This is a genomic window from Collimonas sp. OK607 (assembly GCF_900111995.1).
Lineage (GTDB): Bacteria > Pseudomonadota > Gammaproteobacteria > Burkholderiales > Burkholderiaceae_D > Collimonas.
Genome location: NZ_FOKF01000007.1, coordinates 60,532 through 81,739, shown reverse-complemented (window position 1 = coordinate 81,739; position 21,208 = coordinate 60,532). Strand labels below are relative to the sequence as shown.

General features: G+C 57.6%; 20 protein-coding genes. 8 read left to right on the top strand and 12 right to left on the bottom strand.

The genetic code is table 11. The features are described from left to right. The 9 genes from urtD to BM029_RS07120 form a co-directional block, all read right to left on the bottom strand. Positions 1–867 carry an urea ABC transporter ATP-binding protein UrtD gene (urtD, locus tag BM029_RS07165; RefSeq protein WP_092434078.1) on the bottom strand — a complete coding sequence of 289 codons (867 nt, stop codon included), beginning with the start codon at positions 865–867 and terminating at the stop codon, positions 1–3. Then, the gene (gene urtC / locus BM029_RS07160; RefSeq protein ID WP_092434075.1) at positions 864–2,003 is read right to left on the bottom strand and encodes an urea ABC transporter permease subunit UrtC; all 1,140 of its coding nucleotides are present in this window, start codon (positions 2,001–2,003) and stop codon (positions 864–866) included. Before urtC ends, urtD begins: the two co-directional genes overlap by 4 nt. Continuing rightward, positions 2,000–3,604 carry an urea ABC transporter permease subunit UrtB gene (urtB, locus tag BM029_RS07155; RefSeq protein WP_092434072.1) on the bottom strand — a complete coding sequence of 535 codons (1,605 nt, stop codon included), beginning with the start codon at positions 3,602–3,604 and terminating at the stop codon, positions 2,000–2,002. Before urtB ends, urtC begins: the two co-directional genes overlap by 4 nt. A 515-nt stretch (positions 3,605–4,119) precedes the next feature. Beyond that, positions 4,120–5,373 (bottom strand): urea ABC transporter substrate-binding protein, encoded by a 1,254-nt coding sequence (gene urtA / locus BM029_RS07145; RefSeq protein WP_092434068.1) that lies wholly within the window; start codon positions 5,371–5,373, stop codon positions 4,120–4,122. Between the two features lie 380 nt (positions 5,374–5,753). After that, positions 5,754–6,836 (bottom strand): calcium:cation antiporter, encoded by a 1,083-nt coding sequence (locus BM029_RS07140; RefSeq protein ID WP_092434066.1) that lies wholly within the window; start codon positions 6,834–6,836, stop codon positions 5,754–5,756. Positions 6,837–6,954: 118 nt separating this feature from the next. Beyond that, positions 6,955–7,899, bottom strand: coding sequence for a 4-hydroxy-tetrahydrodipicolinate synthase (gene dapA / locus BM029_RS07135; RefSeq protein ID WP_092434063.1), 945 nt, complete (start codon positions 7,897–7,899; stop codon positions 6,955–6,957). A gap of 15 nt (positions 7,900–7,914) precedes the next feature. Beyond that, positions 7,915–8,163, bottom strand: coding sequence for a hypothetical protein (locus BM029_RS07130; RefSeq protein WP_092434060.1), 249 nt, complete (start codon positions 8,161–8,163; stop codon positions 7,915–7,917). Between the two features lie 304 nt (positions 8,164–8,467). Continuing rightward, positions 8,468–9,178: an N-acetylmuramoyl-L-alanine amidase gene (locus tag BM029_RS07125; RefSeq protein WP_092434057.1), complete on the bottom strand. Its 711-nt coding sequence runs from the start codon at positions 9,176–9,178 to the stop codon at positions 8,468–8,470. Continuing rightward, complete coding sequence (locus tag BM029_RS07120) at positions 9,175–10,128, bottom strand: LysR family transcriptional regulator (protein WP_092434054.1); 954 nt, start codon at positions 10,126–10,128, stop codon at positions 9,175–9,177. Before BM029_RS07120 ends, BM029_RS07125 begins: the two co-directional genes overlap by 4 nt. A gap of 155 nt (positions 10,129–10,283) precedes the next feature. Between BM029_RS07120 and BM029_RS07115 the strand changes: the two genes are divergently transcribed. The 5 genes from BM029_RS07115 (at position 10,284) to BM029_RS07095 (ending at position 16,130) form a co-directional block, all read left to right on the top strand. Then, positions 10,284–11,522 (top strand): argininosuccinate synthase-related protein, encoded by a 1,239-nt coding sequence (locus BM029_RS07115; RefSeq protein WP_092434051.1) that lies wholly within the window; start codon positions 10,284–10,286, stop codon positions 11,520–11,522. Beyond that, positions 11,523–12,275 (top strand): 2OG-Fe dioxygenase family protein, encoded by a 753-nt coding sequence (locus BM029_RS07110; protein WP_092434048.1) that lies wholly within the window; start codon positions 11,523–11,525, stop codon positions 12,273–12,275. A gap of 121 nt (positions 12,276–12,396) precedes the next feature. Continuing rightward, a complete protein-coding gene (locus BM029_RS07105) occupies positions 12,397–13,377 on the top strand; it encodes a DMT family transporter (RefSeq protein ID WP_092434046.1) in 981 nt (326 codons plus the stop codon). Between the two features lie 559 nt (positions 13,378–13,936). After that, positions 13,937–15,793, top strand: a complete 1,857-nt coding sequence (locus BM029_RS07100; RefSeq protein WP_092434043.1) for a S53 family peptidase — start codon at positions 13,937–13,939, stop codon at positions 15,791–15,793. A gap of 100 nt (positions 15,794–15,893) precedes the next feature. Next, positions 15,894–16,130, top strand: coding sequence for a hypothetical protein (locus BM029_RS07095; RefSeq protein ID WP_092434039.1), 237 nt, complete (start codon positions 15,894–15,896; stop codon positions 16,128–16,130). A gap of 81 nt (positions 16,131–16,211) precedes the next feature. Here BM029_RS07095 and BM029_RS07090 read toward each other — a convergent pair whose 3' ends face one another. Further along, positions 16,212–16,613, bottom strand: a complete 402-nt coding sequence (locus tag BM029_RS07090) for a hypothetical protein (protein WP_092434036.1) — start codon at positions 16,611–16,613, stop codon at positions 16,212–16,214. A 369-nt stretch (positions 16,614–16,982) separates the two neighbouring features. Here BM029_RS07090 and BM029_RS07085 point away from each other — a divergent pair, with 369 nt between their 5' ends. Together BM029_RS07085 and BM029_RS07080 are read left to right on the top strand one after the other, a co-directional pair. After that, on the top strand, positions 16,983–17,633 hold the full coding sequence (locus BM029_RS07085; protein ID WP_092434035.1) for a glutathione S-transferase family protein: 651 nt from the start codon (positions 16,983–16,985) through the stop codon (positions 17,631–17,633). Between the two features lie 66 nt (positions 17,634–17,699). After that, positions 17,700–18,059: a DUF1304 domain-containing protein gene (locus BM029_RS07080; protein ID WP_092434032.1), complete on the top strand. Its 360-nt coding sequence runs from the start codon at positions 17,700–17,702 to the stop codon at positions 18,057–18,059. An 18-nt stretch (positions 18,060–18,077) separates the two neighbouring features. On the opposite strand, the gene BM029_RS07075 is transcribed toward BM029_RS07080, so the two are convergent. Together BM029_RS07075 and BM029_RS07070 are read right to left on the bottom strand one after the other, a co-directional pair. Then, positions 18,078–18,617 (bottom strand): NADPH-dependent FMN reductase, encoded by a 540-nt coding sequence (locus BM029_RS07075; protein ID WP_092434031.1) that lies wholly within the window; start codon positions 18,615–18,617, stop codon positions 18,078–18,080. Positions 18,618–18,692: 75 nt separating this feature from the next. Further along, a complete protein-coding gene (locus tag BM029_RS07070) occupies positions 18,693–19,631 on the bottom strand; it encodes a LysR family transcriptional regulator (protein WP_092434029.1) in 939 nt (312 codons plus the stop codon). 197 nt (positions 19,632–19,828) lie between these two features. Between BM029_RS07070 and BM029_RS07065 the strand changes: the two genes are divergently transcribed. Beyond that, complete coding sequence (locus tag BM029_RS07065) at positions 19,829–21,169, top strand: DUF3100 domain-containing protein (protein WP_092434025.1); 1,341 nt, start codon at positions 19,829–19,831, stop codon at positions 21,167–21,169. The last annotated feature ends 39 nt before the right edge of the window (positions 21,170–21,208 follow it).

Sequence of the window (21,208 nt, the reverse complement as noted above, 5' to 3'; positions counted from 1 at the left end):
CTAGCGCCCGAGATAGACTTCAATCACACGCTCGTCGGCCTGCACTTCGGACATCTTGCCGGCCGCCAGCACGGAACCTTCGTGCAAGACCGTGACCTTGCCCTGCTGGGCGATTTCGGCGACAAAACCCATGTCATGCTCGACCACCATGATCGAGTGTTTGCCGCGCAGTTCATTGAGCAACTCGGCAGTGCGTGCGGTTTCCGCATCCGACATGCCTGCCACCGGTTCATCCAGCAACAGCAGTTGTGGTTCCTGCATCAGCAGCATGCCGATCTCCAGCCATTGCTTCTGGCCGTGCGACAGCAGGCCAGCTAACCGTCGTTCGTTACCGTTAAGGCGGATCAGCCTGAGGCAGGCATCTATCTTGTCGATCTGCTCCGAGCTGAGCCTGGAAAGCAAGGTGGTCTTGACGCGTTTGTCCATCTTCATGGCCAGCTCGAGATTTTCGAATACCGTGTGCTGTTCGAATACCGTCGGCCGCTGGAATTTACGGCCGATGCCGGCGTGGGCGATGTCGTATTCGGTCAGCTTGGTCAGGTCTATGCTTTGGCCGAAGAAGGCGGTGCCGGCACTGGGCCGGGTTTTGCCTGTGATGACATCCATCATGGTGGTTTTACCGGCGCCGTTAGGGCCGATGATGCAACGCAGTTCTCCTACCGAAATATCGAGATTCAGATTGTTGAGCGCCTTGAAGCCGTCGAACGAGACCGTGATGTTTTCCAGGTAAAGGATAGCGCCGTGGGTGGTGTCGACGCCTTCCGGCTTGATCCGCGCGTACGAGGTGCCGTAGTCGGCATGCAGGGCGTTATCGACTTTGTCGGATGGCTGCGCCGGATTATAGATCGGGCTGATTGGCTGGCTCATACGGCCTCCTTGTTGTTCTTTGATTTGCTTTTCAGCTTGTCCACCAGACCCAGGATCCCTTGCGGCATGAATAGCGTGACCAGGATGAAAATCAAGCCCAGTGCATACAGCCACAAATCGGGAAACGCGCCGGTGAACCAGCTTTTCAGACCGTTGACAGAGAAGGCGCCGATGATCGGCCCCAGCAGCGAGCCGCGGCCACCGACGGCTGCCCAGATCACCATTTCAATCGAATTGGCCGGTGACATCTCGGACGGATTGATGATGCCGACCTGCGGCACATACAAAGCGCCGGCAATGCCGCACAACACTGCCGACAACGTCCACACAAACAATTTGAACCAGAGCGGGTTATAGCCGATGAACATCAGGCGTGATTCGGAATCGCGCACTGCCTGCAACACCCGTCCCAGCTTGGACGTGACGATCCAGCGGCACAACAGCAGGGCGCCGAGCAGGAATGCGAGCGTAATCAGATACAGCACCGCCTTGGTCGACGGCGCGGTGATCGAGTAACCCAGGATGCGCTTGAAGTCGGTGAAACCGTTGTTGCCGCCAAAACCAGTGTTGTTGCGGAAGAAGAGCAGCATGAAGGCGAAGGTCATGGCTTGCGTGATGATCGAGAAATACACGCCTTTGATGCGCGAGCGGAAGGCAAAGTAGCCGAACACAAAGGCCAGCACGCCCGGCACCAGCACCACCAGCGCCATGCAGTACCAGAAGTTGTCGGTCATGGACCAGAACCAGGGATAGGTTTTCCAGTCGAGGAAGACCATGAAGTCAGGCAGGTTGCTCTGATAGACGCCGTCGCGGCCGATCGCCCGCATCAGGTACATGCCGTGGGCATAGCCGCCCAGCGCAAAGAAGACGCCGTGGCCGAGCGAGAGGATGCCGGTGTAACCCCACACCAGGTCCAGTGCCAGCGCCGCCATGGCGTAGCACATGAACTTGCCGACCAGCGCCACCGTGTAGCTGGAAATGTGCAGTACATGGCCGGCAGGGAATGCCAGGTTGAGTATCGGCAGCAGCGCCAGGATCACGCTGCAGAAGATGATTCCGCTCCATGCCGGGCGCGAGAACAGAGGTGTCTTGGCTGCGGCGATGTATTGAGAGATGTTTTGAGATGCGGCTTTCATTCGACGCTCCTGCCTTTCAGTGCAAACAGGCCTTGCGGACGTTTTTGAATGAAGACGATGATGAATACCAGGATCGCGATTTTGGCCAGCACCGCGCCTGCCATCGGTTCCAGGAATTTATTGACTTCGCCGAGGCCGAAGGCGGCGATGACGGTGCCCGCCAGCTGGCCGACGCCGCCCAGTACCACCACCATGAAGGAGTCGACGATATAGCCTTGGCCGAGATCTGGCCCGACATTGCCCAGTTGCGACAGCGCTACGCCGCCCAGCCCGGCGATGCCGCAGCCGAGGCCGAAGGTCATCATGTCGATCTTGCCGGTCGAGACGCCGACACAAGACGCCATGCGCCGGTTTTGCATGACGGCTCGTACAAACAGGCCAAGCCGGGTCTTGTTCAGTATCAGCCAGACTGCCAGTACCACGAACAGCGCGAAGAAAATGATCACGATGCGGTTATACGAGAGCACCAGCGAGCCAAGCACGGTGACGCCGCCGGACATCCAGCTGGGATTGGCAACTTCGACGTTTTGCGCGCCGAAAATTGAACGTACCAGCTGCATCAGGATCAGGCTGATACCCCAGGTGCAGAGCAGAGTTTCCAGCGGGCGGCCGTATAGCCAGCGCAATACCAGCCGTTCCAGCACGATGCCGACGGCGGCGGTGACGATGAAGGCGGCCGGCAGCGCTACCAGCAGGTAGCCGTCCAGCGCGGCCGGGAAGTATTGGCGGAACAGCAGCTGGCAGACATAGGTGGTGTAGGCGCCGATCATCAGCAGTTCGCCGTGCGCCATGTTGATGATGCCCATCAGGCCGAAGGTGATCGCCAGTCCGAGTGCGGCTAGCAGCAGGACGCTGCCGAGCGATATGCCGTAGAACACTTTGCCGATGAAGTCGACGGTTGCCAGGTGGCGGTCCAGTACGCCGAGGGTACGCACGGCTTCGATGCGGACTGCTTCGTCGGTTTCGATGTAGCTGCCGTCGGGGTTTTTGTTGAGCAGGTTTTGCAGGGCGGGGCGTAGATTGGCGTTGGTGCTGGCGGCCAGGGTTTGCACTGCGGCTTTGCGGGTGGCGGCGTCGGGGGAGTGCAGGTTGGCGGTGGCGATCACTTGTTGCAGGGTGGCCTGGATCTCGGGATCGCTTTCTTTGTGGAGTGCTTTGCTGATCAGCGGGATTTGGGCTGGGTCGGCGGTTTTCATCAGGTCGGTGGCGGCGGCCATGCGCAGTTTGCGGTTGGGTGAGAATAGTTTCAGGCCGGACAGGGCGCCTTCTACTGTGCCGCGCAGGCGGTTGTTGACGCTGATTCCTTCTGCGTCATCAGGGGTGGTTATGGTTTGGTCGGTGGCTGGGTTGAATGCCTTGGTGTCGTCGACGATCAGTACTGTGCCGTCGGGCTGGGCGTACAGCGCGTCGGTGTTCAGGGCGTTGAGAATCTTCAGTGCGTCTTCATTGGCGAGCGCGGCGATCTGGTTGACCGCGACAATGCGTGCGTCTGGATCGTCGCCGGTCAGCGGCTTGAGCAGCGCAGGGTCGATCTTGGCGTGTGCTAGCGTGATGTGCAGGCACAAACTAGCAATCAGAAGAATTTTTCGTGAGATTTTCATCAGTCAGTTTTCATGCCGGTTTATGCGTGGCGTTAAACGGAAGCAGTTAAATAGGGTCAGAGTTTTTTTTCGCGCCCTTTGCGAAAATTACTCTGACCCTATTTAACGGGCCACGGAGTACGTGTTCTCGCGTTTGATACGAAATTCTCGTTACTTAAAGCGGTTGCTGCTCCGTGGATGCATGCCGGGGGTAGCCCGGCGGCTAGTTACTTTTCTTGCTTCGCCAAGAAAAGTAACCAAAAGAAGGCGACCGCAAAGCCACTGCCTTCCCTCCGGTCAGGTCCCCAAATGCGGTGCGTATCAGTCGGGTGGAAAGACCAACTCGCTGCGCTCAAACATGTCTTCCCACAATTCCCGACTGACACGCGCCACATTTGGCAGCGTCCCCATGCGGAATGCACTTCAAAAGCAACTGCAACTGCAACCGCAACCGCAACCGCAACCGCAACCGCAACCGCAACCGCAACCGCAACTACAACTGCTACGTCAAAAACAACAGCCTCGTTACGCTGGCGTTAGAGCTTTTGCTTGCCTTCATTTCCCGCGATATACGGACTCCAAGGCTGCGCACGGATTGTTGTCTTTGTCTTGTTCACCACATTGAACTGGCCGTCAGCTTTGATTTCGCCAATCATTACCGGTTTGTGCAGGTGATGATTGGTCGCGTCCATTTCCAACTCATAGCCGGACGGGGCTTTGAATTTCTGCCCAGCCATCGCGGCGATGACTTTGTCTGTATCCGTGGACTTGGCTTTTTCTACTGCTTGTTTCCACATGTAGATGCCGACATAGGTTGCTTCCATCGGGTCGTTGGTGACTACGGTGCTGGCGTTCGGCAGGTTCTTGGCGAGTGCGTAGGCTTTCCATTTTTTGATGAAGGCGGTGTTGACTGGATTTTTCACCGATTCGAAGTAGTTCCATGCTGCCAGGTGACCTACCAGCGGCTTGGCATCCACGCCGCGCAATTCTTCTTCGCCAACCGAGAACGCTACCACCGGTACGTCCGTGGCTTTCAGACCGGCGTTGCCCAGTTCTTTGTAGAACGGGACGTTGGAGTCGCCGTTGATGGTGGAGATCACGGCAGTTTTTCCGCCGGCGGAGAATTTCTTGATGTTGGCGACGATGGTTTGGTAATCGGAGTGACCGAACGGCGTGTAGACTTCGTCGATGTCCGTGTCTTTCACGCCTTTGCTGTGCAGGAAGGCGCGCAGGATCTTGTTGGTGGTGCGGGGGTATACGTAGTCGGTGCCGAGCAGCACGAAGCGCTTGGCGCCGCCGCCTTCTTTCGACATCAGGTATTCAGTCGCCGGGATCGCTTGCTGATTTGGGGCAGCGCCGGTGTAGAAGACGTTTTTCTCTAACTCTTCACCTTCATATTGCACCGGATAAAACAGCAGGCTGTTGAGTTCCTTGAATACCGGTAGCACCGATTTGCGCGATACCGAAGTCCAGCAGCCGAATACTACCGATACCTTGTCTTGCGAAATCAGCTGGCGCGCTTTTTCGGCAAACAGCGGCCAGTTGGAGGCCGGATCGACTACTACAGGTTCCAGCTTTTTGCCTAATACGCCGCCATTGGCATTGATCTCTTCGATCGCCATCAGGGCGACGTCTTTCAGCGATGTTTCCGAGATGGCCATGGTGCCGGACAAGGAGTGCAGAACGCCTACCTTGATGGTGTCCGCAGCAAACGCGGATGGTAGCCATGAGCTGGCGGCAAGTGCGAAAGCGCCGAGTGCGGTAGCTTTCAAAACGGTGCGACGTGACATGAATTTCTCCTCCAGTTGTGAGCGATAAAAAACAGAAACACAAAATTAAGCACGGACTAAGAAAGCAGGTAGAAATCAGATACCGGGAATGCATTGATTGCGTAATAGCTTTAGCAGAATGCGTGCCAGTGAGGAGGGCGGCGCCACGCGCCAGTTTCAAGAAGGCTTACTTGAATTTCGAGCAATGTTGGCGCAAACGAGATTGTCGATGCCCGTATTTGGTGAGGTGGGATTTTGGCGTTGCTTGTGTGCACCAGTGTGGTGCCGGGTAATGCGATGGCACGGCGCCGGTGTGAAAATGAACTTGATTAGTGCAAAAAAAGGGCAGCTTACGCTGCCCCGGATCTCTGCCCTGCCGTCGACTGCGCGACGCGGCCGGTTTAGGGAACGATGGTAGTAAACAAATAGACAGCAAAAATCACCAGGTGGACAGTCCCTTGCATGACAGTAGTGCGCCCGGTGCCGAGTGAAAAAGCGGCGACGATGAACGACAGCAGCAACAGCACCGTGGATTTGATATCCAGGCCGAGCGACAATGTCCAACCGGTAGTCAGCGAGACGATCGCCACCGCCGGAATGGTCAGGCCGATACTGGCCAGCGCCGAACCCAGTGCCAGGTTGAGGCTGGTCTGGAGGCGATTGGCGCGCGCCGCCCGCACGGCGGCCAGTCCTTCCGGCAGCAGCACCACAGCGGCAATGATGATGCCGACCAGGGTCTTGGGTGCACCGACGCTTGCGACCGCAGTTTCCAGGGTCGGCGCCAGCGACTTCGCCAGCAGAACCACTGCGCCCAGGCAAACCAGCAACAGGCCGCCGCTGATTATTGCTACGTTGTTCGATGGCGGCGCCGCATGGGCATCTTCATCGTTGAGCGCTTCTTCCGGCAGGAAGTAGTCACGGTGGCGCACGGTTTGCACCAGTACGAAGGTGCCGTAAAGTATCAATGAGATGACGGCGATGAACGCCAGCTGGCTAGGGCTGTAGATCGGACCCGCCGCAGATGAGGTGTAGTTGGGTAATACCAGTGTCAGCACCGCAATTGCCGCCAGCGTGGCGAGCGAGGCGCTGACGCCCAGCAAGCCGAAGCTTTGTTCTTTATGGTGGCTGGCGCCAACCAGCAGGCATATGCCGACGATGCCGTTGAGAATAATCATGATGGCGGCAAACACGGTATCGCGTGCCAGCCCGGTGGTTTCCTCGCCGCCGGCCAGCATCAGCGATACGATCAGCGCCACTTCAATCAAGGTCACCGCCAGCGCCAGTACCAGGGTACCGTAAGGTTCGCCAACCTTGTGCGCCACTACCTCGGCGTGGTACACCGCCGCCAGCACGCTGCCGAGCAAGCCGGCCACGAGTAATATTGTATAAGCGCTGCCGAAATTAAAACTCGCGCCGCCAAGAAAGAGCCAGCCGGCGATCGGAGCCGCAATGGACCATATGGGGAGTGTAGGAGAAATTTTCATACGCAGATTGGACACGTATCAAGCAATTTTTGCAAGTCTTACGTGAATGGCAATCTTTTGCAGACGCCACCAGGTGGCATCGGTATGGAAAATCAGTCGTCGCCAGGTATAGGCGCGGTCATCTGACAAGGCCCAACCGCCGGGATTTCCCGAGAGTGGCGGATTCCGGTTTTGCGGTTTTGCCTGCGACCGAAATCGTCATCAGTTTCTCCAGCGTCTTGGCCAGTTTGACTCTTCCTGCTGCCGTCATCCGTGTCATTGGCAGGCGCAGTTCATCCTGAATCTCTCCTTGCATGGCTAGGGCGGCTTTCACCGGGCCGGGATTCGGCTCCGAGAATAGCAGCTGGATCGTCGGCAGCAACTGCTTGAACAGGGCGCGGGCGGGGTCGATTTGTCCCGCGCGGACCAGTTCAAACAAGTGCACGAACAAATCCGGCCGGATGTGAGCCGCGGCGGAGACGGCTCCGTGTCCTCCCAGGCAGAGTGTGTTGAATAACATGGCGTCATCGCCGCACAACAGGTTCAAATTCGTGCGGCTGATCAGTTCCATGGTCTGCATCAGGTTACCGCTGGATTCCTTGATTGCCACGATATTTGCATGCTGTTCCAGAGCCGCTACGGTGGCGACATCAATATTGACGCCGGTCCTGGCCGGGATGTTGTACAGGATGACCGGACTCTCTGCCGCTGTCGCTACCGCCTCGAAATGCATTCGTATGCCCTCTTGCGAGGGGCGCACGTAAGACGGCGCCGAGACCAGGAAGCCGGCCGGGCGCAGTGCATTCAGGCGCACGATTTTTTCCGTAACTAGCCGCGTGTCGCTGCCGCTGACACCCATCACGACAGGACAGCGGGTTTGCACTGCTTCCATCACGCCGGACAGCATCCGGTCTTGCTCATGCTCGTTCAATGTCGTGGCTTCGCCGGTGGTGCCGCAGACCACCAGGCCATGCACGCCGGCGGTTGACAAGCGCAGGGCGAGTTGCTGCGCACTGTAAAGATCAAGTTTGCCTTGCCGGAAAGGCGTGACGAGAGGAACCCAGATGCCTTCAAAGGTGGACATGGTGATGTTTTGTTTTCAGTTGGTGTTGGATGGGTTTGATGTTGGCAGTGGCGTAATACGGCCGAACTCTGCCTGCGGCAGGGTCCGCATGATGTTGCCGATGACGGCGTCGACCGAGGTTTTACTCAGGCACAGCCAGAACTTCATCTTGCTGGCGTGCTCGACCGGCTTGATCCGCATATAGACCATCAGGTCGCCGCAGGTACTGACGATGACGCGCCGCAGTTCGGCGACCGATGCCGCCTCCACGGTGATGCACATCATGAGATCTTTGTGGGTAGGGAGCGCCTGCTTGCGACTGGAACGTAGCGAAAGAGGTAAGGCGGGGGGCTGGATTTTTTTTGAAACGGCAGCCGGAAGAGATGAGAAACGCCATACCGATACTGCTGAAATTACCTGATTCATAGAGGATGTCTACTGGTCGTTTTGGTGATTACAGGTTAGCAGGCAGGACGTAAAGATTCTCTAAAAAGGACTGGCAGGCCCGTAAAAGCGGCGTAAAAATTGCCGCGCTGCCTATGTTCTGCCGGCTGTCCGCCAGCTCTATATATGTACCGTTTGTATACCGCTATGGCGTCGCAGGCAAGCATTGCCGTATGCCGGTGGCGACGGCGCGGGCAGCCTTGCCGGCAAACCGTGGCGAGGCCAGACGCGGCTCCTGGTCCGGATTGGCCAGCACGCCGACTTCGATCAGCAGTGCGGGCGATTCGGCGGCTTTCAGCACCACCAGGTCGTCAAAGCGATGGATCCCCAGTTGCCGGTCAAGCAAGGGGCGGTTTTCGCCCGGGACGGGAGTGGCGTGATAGAGCGACGGGTGTTCGCCGATGTCTTGCAGGCGCAGGCTGATGCTTCTGGCGCAATCGAGGCTGCGCGCGTAGTGCGGCTTGCTGGCGGAAACAAACAGGGCGTAACCGGAGAATTCGCGGCTTCGGCCCGCATCCAGCCAGGCTTGCGGCATCGAATCGTGGTGGATAGAGACGAACAGCGCCGCCTTGGCGCTGGCTTTGGTGCGTGCCTGCAAGGAGACCGGCGATCCTTGCGCGGCGACGTCGACCACCTCCAGTCCTTCCGCTTGCAATGCCTTGCCGAGGGCGATGGTGAATTGCCGGTTGAGGTCGAATTCACGGTTGCCGCCGGGGGCGGTGGCGCCGGGATTTTCGGTCGTATGGCCGGTATCGACCACGACTTGCTGTGCGCTGCAGGGGGCAAGCGGCAGGCTGTACCAGCAGATCAGGCCGGCCACCGCCAGGAGCTGCCGGCAGATGGCGGTCTTGCTCATTTGTCGGATGCCAGGCGCCGCCGGTCCAGGGGTTTCAGGTCGGCTTCCATGTGGCTCGCCAGGTGGTCGATGAAGACGCGCATTTTGGGCGCCAGGTAGCGGGTCGGCAGGTACTGTATGAAAGCCGTGCCCTGGTAGGCTGCGATGAATTCCCAATCGGTGAGCACGGCTTTGACCAGCCCTTGCTCAAGTGCGTTGCGGACGATGAAGTAGGGCAGGCAGCCGATGCCCAGGTTTTGCAGCACGCCGTCCAGGCGTGCTTCGCTGTGGTTGACCACGTAACGGCCGCGCACCTTGATGATGGTGGTTTCGCCCTGGTGCATGAAATGCCAGTCGGAATCGCCGGGATTTTCACCAAGGTAGAGGCAGCTATGGCTGCACAGGTCTTGCGGCTGTTTCGGCGTGCCGTGCTGGGCCAGGTAGCTGGGAGTAGCGCACAACACCTGGTCGATCGACATCAGCGGCCGCGCCACCAGGCCGTCGGCCGGCTGGCTGGTAATGCGGATCACCAGGTCGGCGTCGTCGTTGATCAGGTCGACGTGGCGGTCGGTGAGTATCAGCTGTACATCGACTTGCGGGTATTTTTCCAGGAAACTGGGAATCAATGGCGTCACCACGCCCTTGCCGAAGGCTTTTGGCATGCCGACCCGCAGCAGTCCCTGCGGCACCGCCACGAATTTATCGGCGACGTCCATCGCCGCCTTGGCCGCGTTCACCATTTCCAGGCAGCGCTGATAAGCTTCGCTGCCGGATTCGCTCAGCCGCAATTTACGCGTGGTGCGCTCCAGTAATCTGACCGATAATGCCTGCTCAAGACGCGATACCTGGCGGCTGACAGCCGAGGGCGTCATGCCAAGTTCCAGGGCCGCCGTCGAAAAACTGCCGGTTTCCACCACCCGCACAAACACAGCCATGTCAGGCATCAGCTTGATATATCGGTTAGCTCCCATTCATTCCCGCCGCGCACAAGTGTTGTTCTGAATTGATAGATTATCGTATTTGCCGGAATAAAACATAATAACTATCAATAACGATGTTTTTATTCGTATTTGTCGAAATATAGGTCTTTATTAATTTACTCATACCACCCAGTGCCGGAGCGCCTATGATTCAGCCGCTAAAAAGAATACGCAGCATCGACGACCTGAAACTGGTCGCCGGCCATTGCGAGCATGTCCTGACTTTGTTCAGTGGTGGACTGGATAGCACTTACGCCTTGAAATGCCTGGTCGACAGTGGTTGCCGCGTCACTGCGCTGACAATCGATCTGGGCGAGGGCGTCAACGCCGCGGACCTGCAGCAGATCACGGCGCATTTTGGCGCTGAATTGCTGGTGATCGACGGCCAGCAGGCGTTTGCCGAGGATGCCGTGCTACCGGCGATTCGCGCCAATGCCAAATACATGGGCATCTATCCGATCAGTTCATCGCTGTCGCGTCCTATCATCGCCCGTTTCGCCGTCGAAACCGCATTGCGCCTGGGCTGCAACGCCATCGTCCATACCGCTAATCAGTCGCAGAACACGCTGCGTCGTTTGAATGGTGCGATCGCCCAACTTGGGTACGCCGGGTATTACGGCACGCCCTATGAATACACTGCGATTTCGCGCGAAGAAAAAATCGAAGCCTTGCGCGCTGCCGGCTTGCCGCACTTCCAGGCACGCGGCATCAGTGGCGACGCCAATCTGTGGTGCCGAGAATTCGAATCAGGTTCGCTCGATAATCCGGAATCGTTCTGGGTCCCGGAATCGCTGTTTGACTGGACCGCCGCAATCGATCCGGCGCCTGCCAGTATAGAAATATCGATCAGGTTTGACGTCGGCCGTCCGGTTGCTATCGATGGCGAGGCTTTGCCGTTGGTGGAATTGATCGCGCGCCTTAACCAGCGTGTCGGCGCATTCGGCATCGGCCGTTATTGCGGCCTGGAACACCTGGAGCAGGGCGAGAAGGTGCTTGAAGTACGCGAAGCGCCGGCCGCCATGGCTTTGCTGGAAGCGTATCGACACCTGGAAACGGCGGTGCTGGATGCTGAACTGCTGCGCGAAAAGCTCAAGCTTGAACAACTGTGGGTGCGCGAAGCGATCGAGGGCCGCTGGTTCACACCGTTGCGCACCGCCACAGATCGTTTCATCCTCGAAACCGCGCAACATGTCAGCGGTACTGTCAGTTATCGCTTGCGTGCCGGCGCTGCCGATGTCTGCGCGATCCGCGCCGATGCGCCGCTGTACCTGACCGACCGCGACAGCTGGGAAAAAGAAATTGCCGCGCAACGTTCCAGCCGTCACCTGTCATTGTCTTCCGATTCCGTATTGGACGCGAGCAAGCTGCTGGCCGAGGAAAATTAGATGGAAATCGAGGCCTCGGCGCCAATCAAGATTGTGCCGCTCATCATTGATCATCTCAGCGGCGAGCTGCGCAGCCGGCTCTTTACCGTGCTCTCCGGCCGCGCCGTGCAAGCCGCCTGCGATGTCGATCTTGCGGCCTGGAACGAGTTCGCGGCTTGCTGGAACAATCTGCCGCAAGACAAGTACATGGGCGACAACGGCAGCTATCGATTCCGCCGTTACGGTGCATTCGAGCTGGACGCGGCCGACGGCGTGCTGCAGCAACTGCCGCACGGACCTTACGTGCAGCCGAGCTACATCAATAAACTCAATGGCGACATCGCGCGCCATTTCGAACCGCTGGAGCAGCATTTTGTCGATAATCCATTCCTGTCGGGATTGCTGCTGTCTCTGGCGCAAGTGTTTGACCAGGTTGATGGCGGCAGCGGTAAATGGGATATCCGCCTGCATCCTTACCGGATACGCGCCAGTTCCCATACCCCCGGCAATCCGACGCCGGAAGGGTTGCATCGCGATGGTGTCGACTACATCGTCACCATGATGGTGCGCCGTCACAACGTGGCTGGCGGTGAAACCTATATTACCGATGTCGCCGGTAAACTGATGTGCCGTTATACCTTGACCGATCCGATGGACCTGATGCTGGCCGACGATGCCCGTACCATGCACGGCGTGACCAAGGTGTTGCCGGTTGAAGAAAGACGTGAAGCATTCCGGGATGTGCTGGTGATCGCCTATACCAGGACTTCCTGACGCAACAGACCTGACCAATATCCTCGGTGCTCCCGCCGTTTGTTCCGCTCAGCCTCCACCTAGGCGGAACGTTTTTTTTCTTAACTGATAGCGCTGTTAGCGCTATCCGGAGTAAAACGAAGTGACAAATATTTCTGCCAACTCTTCTACCAAAGGTCTCTGGGTCGCCGATTTGCTGTTGTTGCTGGTCGCGATAGTGTGGGGCACCAGTTACGGTGTCGCCAAGGATGCGTTAGTGTTTTACCCGGTGCTGGGTTTTGTGGCGATTCGTTTTTGCATGACCTTCCTGCTATTGCTGCCTAGCCTGCGTCAACTGGCCAGACCGGAAGGCAGGGCCGCAGTGCGGGCCGGATTGCCTTTGGGTTTGATTTTGCTTGCCATCTTTATTTGCGAGACCTTCGGTGTGGCCCTGACCCAGGCCTCGAATGCCGCTTTCCTGATCAGCCTGTGCGTGGTCTTTACACCGTTCGTAGAGTGGCTGGTGATGGCGCAGCGCCCCAAGGCCAGCGCGTTCGCGGTGGCTTTCATCTCGCTCTTCGGCACCTGGCTGCTGACCATCGGCAGCGACCTGACTTTCAATCTGGGGGACGGCCTGATGCTGGCGGCGGCATTGCTGCGCGCCTTCATGATGGTCATGACCAAGCGTCTGACGGTCAACAAGAACATGTCCAATCTGACCTTGACCGCGGTGCAGTCCGGGGTGGTGGGATTTGGTTGCTTGCTGGTTGCCAGCTTGTTCATGCAAGGTGGCCTGCCACCGCTGCCCAGCGATCCCAGCTTCTGGGTGAGCACGGTTTATCTGGTGTTGTTTTGCACGATCTTTGCTTTTTTTGCACAGAACTACAGTCTCCGGCGCAGCAATCCTACCCGGGTTTCTTTGCTGATGGGAAGCGAGCCGGTATTCGGTGCGCTATTCGCCTCTTTTTGGCTGGGCGAGAAACTCGGTGCGCTGTCCTGGATCGGCGGCGCGCTGATTGTCGGCGCCACTTTGTGGGCGACCTTGCCGCGGTCGGTGTTTAATTTTGGTGCGATTTTTTCTGCGCGCAATATCAAGCCTGAAAGCGTGCCGGTCATCGGCGCCGGGGCCGATTCGAGTCAGTAAGAGCGCTGATTTTATCTGCAATTGAATTCCTGATAAACCCAACGAAAACCGTGTTTCGATAGAAGGAAATATTAGTGCTTTTACTATTGCCGTATGGAAATAATTTATTTATCCTGAATCATCACACAGACGAATTGTGAATTGTGAATTGTGAATTGTGAAATGAGAAGTAAAACCCAGGATGTAAAGCGTTGATTTTTTACACGGCATGCACTCCAAAAGAGTCGCCGGCGCCGTTGTTAATCCTCAAGAGGGAAGTCCCATGATTTGCATCAGATCTTATCCAGCTTTCATTCTTTTCCGCTACGCTTCAGGCGCAGCTCTTTGCAGCTCTTCCTATCTTCCGGCACGGCCAGCGTTAGCGCCGCGGCCATCCAGTTAACGGACGTTACGCCAGGACGTTACGTCTCGTTATGCACTGCATCACAACCGGTGATGCAGGCTCCAGCGCCAAGTCAACTTTGCATTGCTGATCGCAGTGCCGGGCTGCGGCGTCTTTCATCTGCTCCATTCAAGAGGAATTAGCCATATGAAATCGAACGTATCAGCAGGAAATTTTATGATTCCCCAAGCGTCGGCACTGTCATTGGCGCTTTCCCTGGCGTTTGCATCTTTGTCGGGGACCGCTCACGCCGCTGCGGTGGACAACAGCACTTGGGTCGCAACCAGGACCCAGGCGTTTTTGCCGCAAGTAGAAGCCAATCAAAGGAGCCTGGCAGCCGATACCAGCGTAGTCACGCCAGCGGCATCTGCAGTGCAATTAGCGCAAGGCGAGCCGGTACATGTGACGCTTAGTTTAAATTTGCGCAACGAAGCCAAGCTCGATAAATTTCTGCAAGATTTGCACACTCAAGGCACTGCTTCCTACGGAAAATTCCTGACCCCGGCACAATTCGCGGCAGAATATGCGCCTACGGAAAAAGATGTGGCGGCAGTGGTCGCGCATCTGAGCAAGTCTGGCTTTGTTAACATCCGGGTCACCCCGAATCGTCAGCTGGTGACGGCCGACGGCACGGCAGCGACAGTGCAAACCGGTTTCCGCACGGCGCTGAAACGCTTCCAGCAAGACGGCCGCAGTGTATTTGCCAATACCGATGCAGCGCAAGTGCCGCCGGCGTTGAGCGTTATTGTCGGCTCGGTGCTGGGTTTGCAAAACGTGGCGATTGCCCACACTCATCATCGCTGGGTAGCCAATACTGAGGCTGCAGCAACCTCGCAGGCGCAGGCCCGCACCAATGCAACGCCAATCGCCACGCCGCATAGCCCGACGCAATTCCCCGCGATCTATAACGCCGGCGCTACGCCAACTGCCTCCAACACCGTAGTCGGCATTATTTCTGCAGGTGACATCAGCCCGACCATTACCGATCTGCAGGCATTCACGTCGGCCAAGGGTTTTGCTACCGTCAATACTGCTGTAGTGCAAACCGGTCCTGCCGGCAGCGACTATAGCGACACTTCCGGCCAGGTCGAATGGAACCTGGATAGCCAGACCATCACCGGCACCACCGGCGGCGCCGTCAAGCAACTGGTATTCTACGCATCGCCCGACATGAGCTATAGCGGCATCACTGCTGCCTACAACCGTGCGGTGACTGACAATGTGGCTAAAGTCATTAACGTTTCACTCGGCGGTTGCGAATCGGATACCCATAGCGACGGTACTCAGGCAGCCGACGATAATGTCTTCAAACAAGCTGTGGCGCAAGGCCAGACTTTCTCCATTTCGACCGGAGACGCGGGCGCCTATAACTGCCAGACCAGTTCGATTTCCGGCGCCCCTGGCGTACCGAAAAACAAATCGACCTATGACGTTAGCGAGCCGGCCAGTTCGCCTTATGTGATTGCAGTCGGCGGCACTACGCTGTACACAAACTCCGGCGCCTACAGTAGTGAAACTGTCTGGAACGAAGGCTTGAGCGCGATTGGCGTGTACGACGCCCAGGGTGACTCCGATCCGACCAAACGACTGTGGGCAACCGGCGGCGGCTACAGCAAGTATGAAGCGGCGCCTTCTTATCAATCGGGCGTGATTGCCTCCGGCAAAACCACCCGTGGCTTGCCGGACATTGCGTTCGATGCCGCCAGCGCCAGCGGCGCCACCATCTACTACAACGGCCAGACCGGTACGGTAGGCGGCACCAGCCTTGCAGCGCCGATTTTCACTGGCGTCTGGGCGCGTCTGCAAACGGCCAACAGCAATGCATTGGGATTCCCTGCAGCCAGCTTCTACAAGTATTTCCGGTTGGCCGCCAACGCCTCGCTGCTGCATGACGTCACCTCAGGTACGAATGGCGCCAGCATTTCCTACGGCTACAAAGCGGCCGCAGGGTGGGACGCCACTACAGGTTTTGGTAGCCTGAACATTGCCAATCTCAATACCTTCGTCAAAAATACGTCGGACTTTGCGCGTTAATCGTAGGGAGTATTTTTAGTCGATAGCTAAATTGTCGGCAATCGCCGCTACGGATCGAATTGATTCGTAGCGGCGACGAAGCGGTAAGGAGAACCTTGACATGAATAGAACGAATTTAGCCTGGACTATTGCAGCCCTTGTTTTGGGCACGGGCGGCATATACGCCGTTTTCTCGCTGGACGATTCGGCAGCGCAAGACAAGACGCGACATGTGGTTGCGGCTCAGGACAACAGCAATTCTTTGTTCAGTCCATTGGCGACGGGTTTGGCGGCATCGGCCACTTCGTCGCCAGGCAAAGCGCAAGATGCCGTCAATATCAATCCGTTCGGAAAATAACTACCGCAGATTCAGGGGGATTTAAACCGGCCAGGTAATGCAAGAGGAATCGGCAATGAACGCTTATCTGCAGCGATTGCACTAGCGAAATGCCGCCAGCGGATCGTAATGCTGTTCCGGGCTGCTATCCTGATCTTTGCTGGCGGCCCCTTTCTTGACGAAGCTGACCGAGGTGACACGCCATTCTCCACGCTGCAACTGCCAGCCGCGTATGACTTTTTGCCAGCCAGGTTTCAGGTAAAGCTGGTTGGTCCGTTCCAGCTCCCAATGGCCGGCTTCCCATACATACCAGCCGCCCACATAATTCCAGAATCCAGGGCTCCAGACCAGGCCGGCGCGCGGACTTGGCTCGACTTCTTCCTTCGGCGCCGGCGGCGCATTTTTGAGTGTTACATTGGTTTCGACCTGGCTTTTTTGCGGCGGGCGGATAAAAGATGAAAAGCGGCCGGCAATGATCGCTGCGATGCTGAGTGGATATTTCAATTTGCGCTCCTGAATGTTTTCAGTGCTGTCGATTGTACGAAGCAGGAGTTGCTGAGATGTGTCCCGTGCATTTGGTTACACTTTTCACATATCTCTTACAGCCTCCTTCCGCTATATCGATCGCGTGCGGAGCGCCGCCAAGATGAAATTCTCCTATGAAACACCATGTTTTAACGACGCTTCCTACATGGTCGCGTCAACCGGAACAGACTTGCGAATAAAATAATGAAACATGTTTTCAGGGGGGGGAATAGAGGATTTCGACTATTGCAAGCGCAAAATATTGTCTGTTTGTTTCGCAGTGTGTCGGCAGAGCTTGGGCTATATTACTGAATCGAAGCGCCGCCAATAACAAAACAAGGAGACATCATGGCACTGAGCCGCCGCGTAACATTTTTCCATTCGCCGAATACGCGTTCCACGGGCGCCCGGATCCTGCTCGAAGAACTGGGAGCCGACTATGAGCTGCATGCTCTCAACATGAAAGCGGGAGAGCAGCGCAAGCAGGCTTATCTGGCAATCAACCCTATGGGAAAAGTGCCTGCGGTGCGACACGGCGAGGCGCTGATTACCGAGCAGGTCGCGGTCTTCCTGTACCTTGCCGATTTGTACCAGGACTCAGGACTGGCGCCGGCGTTGGACGATCCGCTGCGCGGTCCGTATCTGCGCTGGATGGTCTACTACGGCTCCTGCTTCGAACCGGCGGTGGTCGACCGCGCGCAAAAGCATGCACCTGCGGCGCCATCGACCTGTCCCTACGGCGATTTCGAGACCATGCTGAAGACCTTGACCGATCAGCTTGAGAAGGGGCCGTATATCCTGGGTGAGAAATTCAGTGCCGCCGATGTTTTGTGGGGTACGGCGTTAAAGTGGACTACGGGTTTCCAGCTGGTGCCGATGTCGCCGGTGATCCAGGCCTATATCGACAGGATCAATGCCCGTCCGGCAGTGCAGCGCGTCGCCGCGCTTGAGGCTGAACTGGCCGCACAGCATGCCAGACAGCTTGAATCGAAAACGTAACAAGCGCGTCACCTTGTAGCATCTGCCATCCAGCTCAACAAAAATTTTAAGAAAGTGGAGTTTGCCTTGAATACTGTCGCCAACCTGTTGATTGCCTTGGTCGCTTTACTGCACGTTTATTTTCTGATTCTCGAAATGTTCTTGTGGGATAAACCTTTCGGCATGAAGACTTTCAGGCTTACGCCGGAGTTCGCCGCAGCCTCGAAAGCCCTGGCTGCCAACCAGGGTTTGTACAACGGCTTCCTGGCGGCAGGCCTGGCTTGGGGCTTGTGTATGGGGGCGCCAGGGTTCTCGATCAAGGTGTTTTTCCTGGCATGCGTGATCGTTGCGGGCATTTTCGGCGCACTTACCGTCAGTCGCAAGATCTTGTACATTCAAGCCGTGCCGGCGGTCGTCGCGCTGGCTTTGCTGGTGATCAGCCGATAACGCTGCTTTGCCTGAAAATTATTGACGCTCCAGGCGTGTCGCCAGCACGGCCGCACGCAATGCGCGCAGCGCACTTTGCAGCACTGCGGAAATATCCGGATGCCGGGCTATCTCGTCTTCGTTGAGATTCGATCCGAGGATGGGTACCGTGACCGACGCGTCGTCGACAATCCGCGCTGACATCATCGTTACGATTTCCGTCAAAGAGGCCTGCGCGTGCACCGCCCTTGGCGAGGCGTTCAGCAACGCCACCGGCTTGAGAACAAAAGCCTCGCAACCGACCATCCAGTCGAGAGCGTTCTTCATGACGCCGGTGATGCCGTGCGCATACTCCGGGCTGGCGATCAGCAAGGCGTCAGCCGCAATGATCTGGGTACGCAAGTCGGCAACGGCGGCGGGGTCGCTGGCTTCGATATCGGGATTGAACAACGGTAAATCACCCAGGCCGCGATACAGCACTACGCTGACGTCGGCCGGCGCCAGACGCGCCATGGCGCGGAGCAGGTCAGAGTTATGAGAGGCTGCGCGCAGGCTACCCGAGATTGCGAGGAATTTCATGATTCTCAAGGGAGTTTGCAAGGGCGTTCATTATGCCAACTCTTGGCTGATGCCGCAGCGGCAGCTGTCCGGCGCTTAGCCTTCGCGCGCGGCGGTAGCCCAGGTCTCCATCGCCTGCGTGATATGCGAGAGCAATTCGAATGCTGCCCGCGACAGTGTCTTCCCCTGGCGGGATATGACGTGCGACCGTCCCTGGCTCAACAGCGGATTCTTCATCGGCAACCCGATCAGAATTTCGCCCCGGAGATGCTGCGGAACCGCGACGTGAGGTGTCAGCGCGTAGCCAGTCCCCATCGCTGCGAAAAGACCCAGCGCACTGAAAGAGTTTGTGGTTAACATCGTATTGAGCCGAACGCACTCACTGACCTGGGCCGCTTCGATGTGCTGCCTCACGCCGAAAGTCCGGTGTAGCGTGGCGCCCCTGTATGGCAGCAGATCGGCGAGCTTGAGCGGTCCGGTGTTCGAAGCATGCGATGCCAGCGGGTGCCCCTTCAGCACGTAGGCGTGGATCGGGCCGGGGTGAGAAACATGCGAGCGCAACCGGTCGTCGCGCGGCGGCTGGAACAGTAGCCCGATGTCAGCAATCTCCTCAGTGATTCGCCGCACGATCTCGTCGGTGCTGCAGACGTCCAGGGTCACGCTGACTTCGGGATGTCCGGCAATGAAGGCCTTCATCACGTCGCGCATCAGCCAGTCCACGAAGCCTTCTCCGGCGACAATGTCGATGTGACCGCTTTCGCCTTTCTGCAAACTGTTTAGTTGTGTCAGCAATTGCTGATTCATGTTTTCCTGGCGCCGGAAATGCGCGGCAACCAGTTCCCCGGCGTCGGTGGCTACCACGCCGCGGCCATGGCGATCCAGCAGCCGGGCGCCGCAGTCCTGCTCGAGAGTTGCGATGGCGCGGCTCAGGGCGGATGGATCCATGTTCAACTCATCGGCGGCGCCGCGCACCGATCCGCACTCAATGACCTTCATGAAGTAGCGCATCCGTCGTGTTTCCAGCTTGTCGCTCATACGGTTCCCAGATTTGTGACACATCGAGTGTAGCCTTTTTTGCATCAAAATATATTTAATACGATCATTGACGCAATTGATTGTTTATTTAACAATATTAGTGCATTGGCATCAATATCAACGCGAACCATTCACCGGGCTGATGCGCAGACGGTCGTTTTTGACGGTCGAATAAAAACTACTTTTTGGAGACACACATGGCCGACACTGCCGCCATCTTGCCTGCCACGCCAACCGTTTCTACTGATGTCACCGGCATCGGCAAATGCAAGCTTTTCATCGTGGTGCTGATCGTGGTCGCGCTGGCCGAAGCCATCGGCCAGACCAGTTTCAAGCTGGGGCCAGGCCAGGTCGTGCTGCTGCCGATGCTCTGGGCGCTGCTCGTAGCGGCGACCTGGGGCATCGCGCAACGATATGTTCCTGGGTACGCGCGCATCACGACCGGCCTGCAGTCCTATGCCGGCGGCCTGCTCAATGCGGGTTTGCTGTTGTTTATCGTGAAGCTTGGCCTGACTGTCGGCGGCGCGCTGCCAGAGGTTCGCCAGGCCGGCTGGGCGCTGGTGTTCCAGGAGTTCGGTCACGCATTTGGTACGCTCTTGTTGGCGTTACCGCTGGCGCTGCTGCTCGGCATCAAGCGCGAGGCAGTAGGCGCGACCTTTTCGGTCGGCCGTGAAGGCAATCTGGTGATCATCGGCGAAAAATACGGCATGGCTTCGCCCGAAGGCCGTGGCGTGCTGGCTGAATACATCACAGGTACGGTGCTCGGCGCGCTGTTCATCACTGTGTTCGCCGGCTTCATTACCAGCCTGGGTATCTTCGATCCGCGCTCGCTCGCCATGGGTGCCGGGGTCGGCTCGGGCAGCCTGATGGCAGCCGCCATGGGCGCCATCGCCGCGCAGCAGCCGGCCGAATTAGTGCCGCAGCTGACCGCGATTGCAGCAGCGGCGAACCTGATAACCGTGGTGTTCGGCTTTTACTTCACGCTGTTCCTGTCGCTGCCGGCTACGTCCTGGCTCTATAACAAGTTCGAACCTATCCTGGGACGCTTCTCGAAGCGTAAGCAGATCGAGACTGCAGAACTGGCCGGCGCCGGAGGCGAAATGAAGGAACTGCCGTTCACCGACAAGGCCGTCTCGTGGATGCTGATCGCCGTCGGCGCGACGCTCGGCAACTGGCTCTCGTTCGAAGTGGCACCGGTGCGGTCGCTGACCGGCATGGCGGTCATCGTCGCAATCGTCGCCATCGTCGAAGTCGTCAAGCGCCTGATCCCGAAGATGCCGATGATCCTTGTGCTGTCGATTGTGGCTACGGCGGTTGGCGTTCCAGGGCTGTTCCCATTTTCCGACACCGTCATAGCCTTGACGCGCGAGCTCAACTTCCTCGCATTCACGACGCCGGTGCTGGCCATAGCCGGATTCTCGGTCGCCAAGGACCTGCCGATTTTCCGCCAACTGGGCTGGCGCATCGTAGTCGTCTCCCTGACTGCGACCGCCGGCACCTTCCTCGGCGCGACACTGGTCGCCGAGCTTTTCCATTGATCCCACACCCCCAATACATCCCACACATTGCTGACGGAG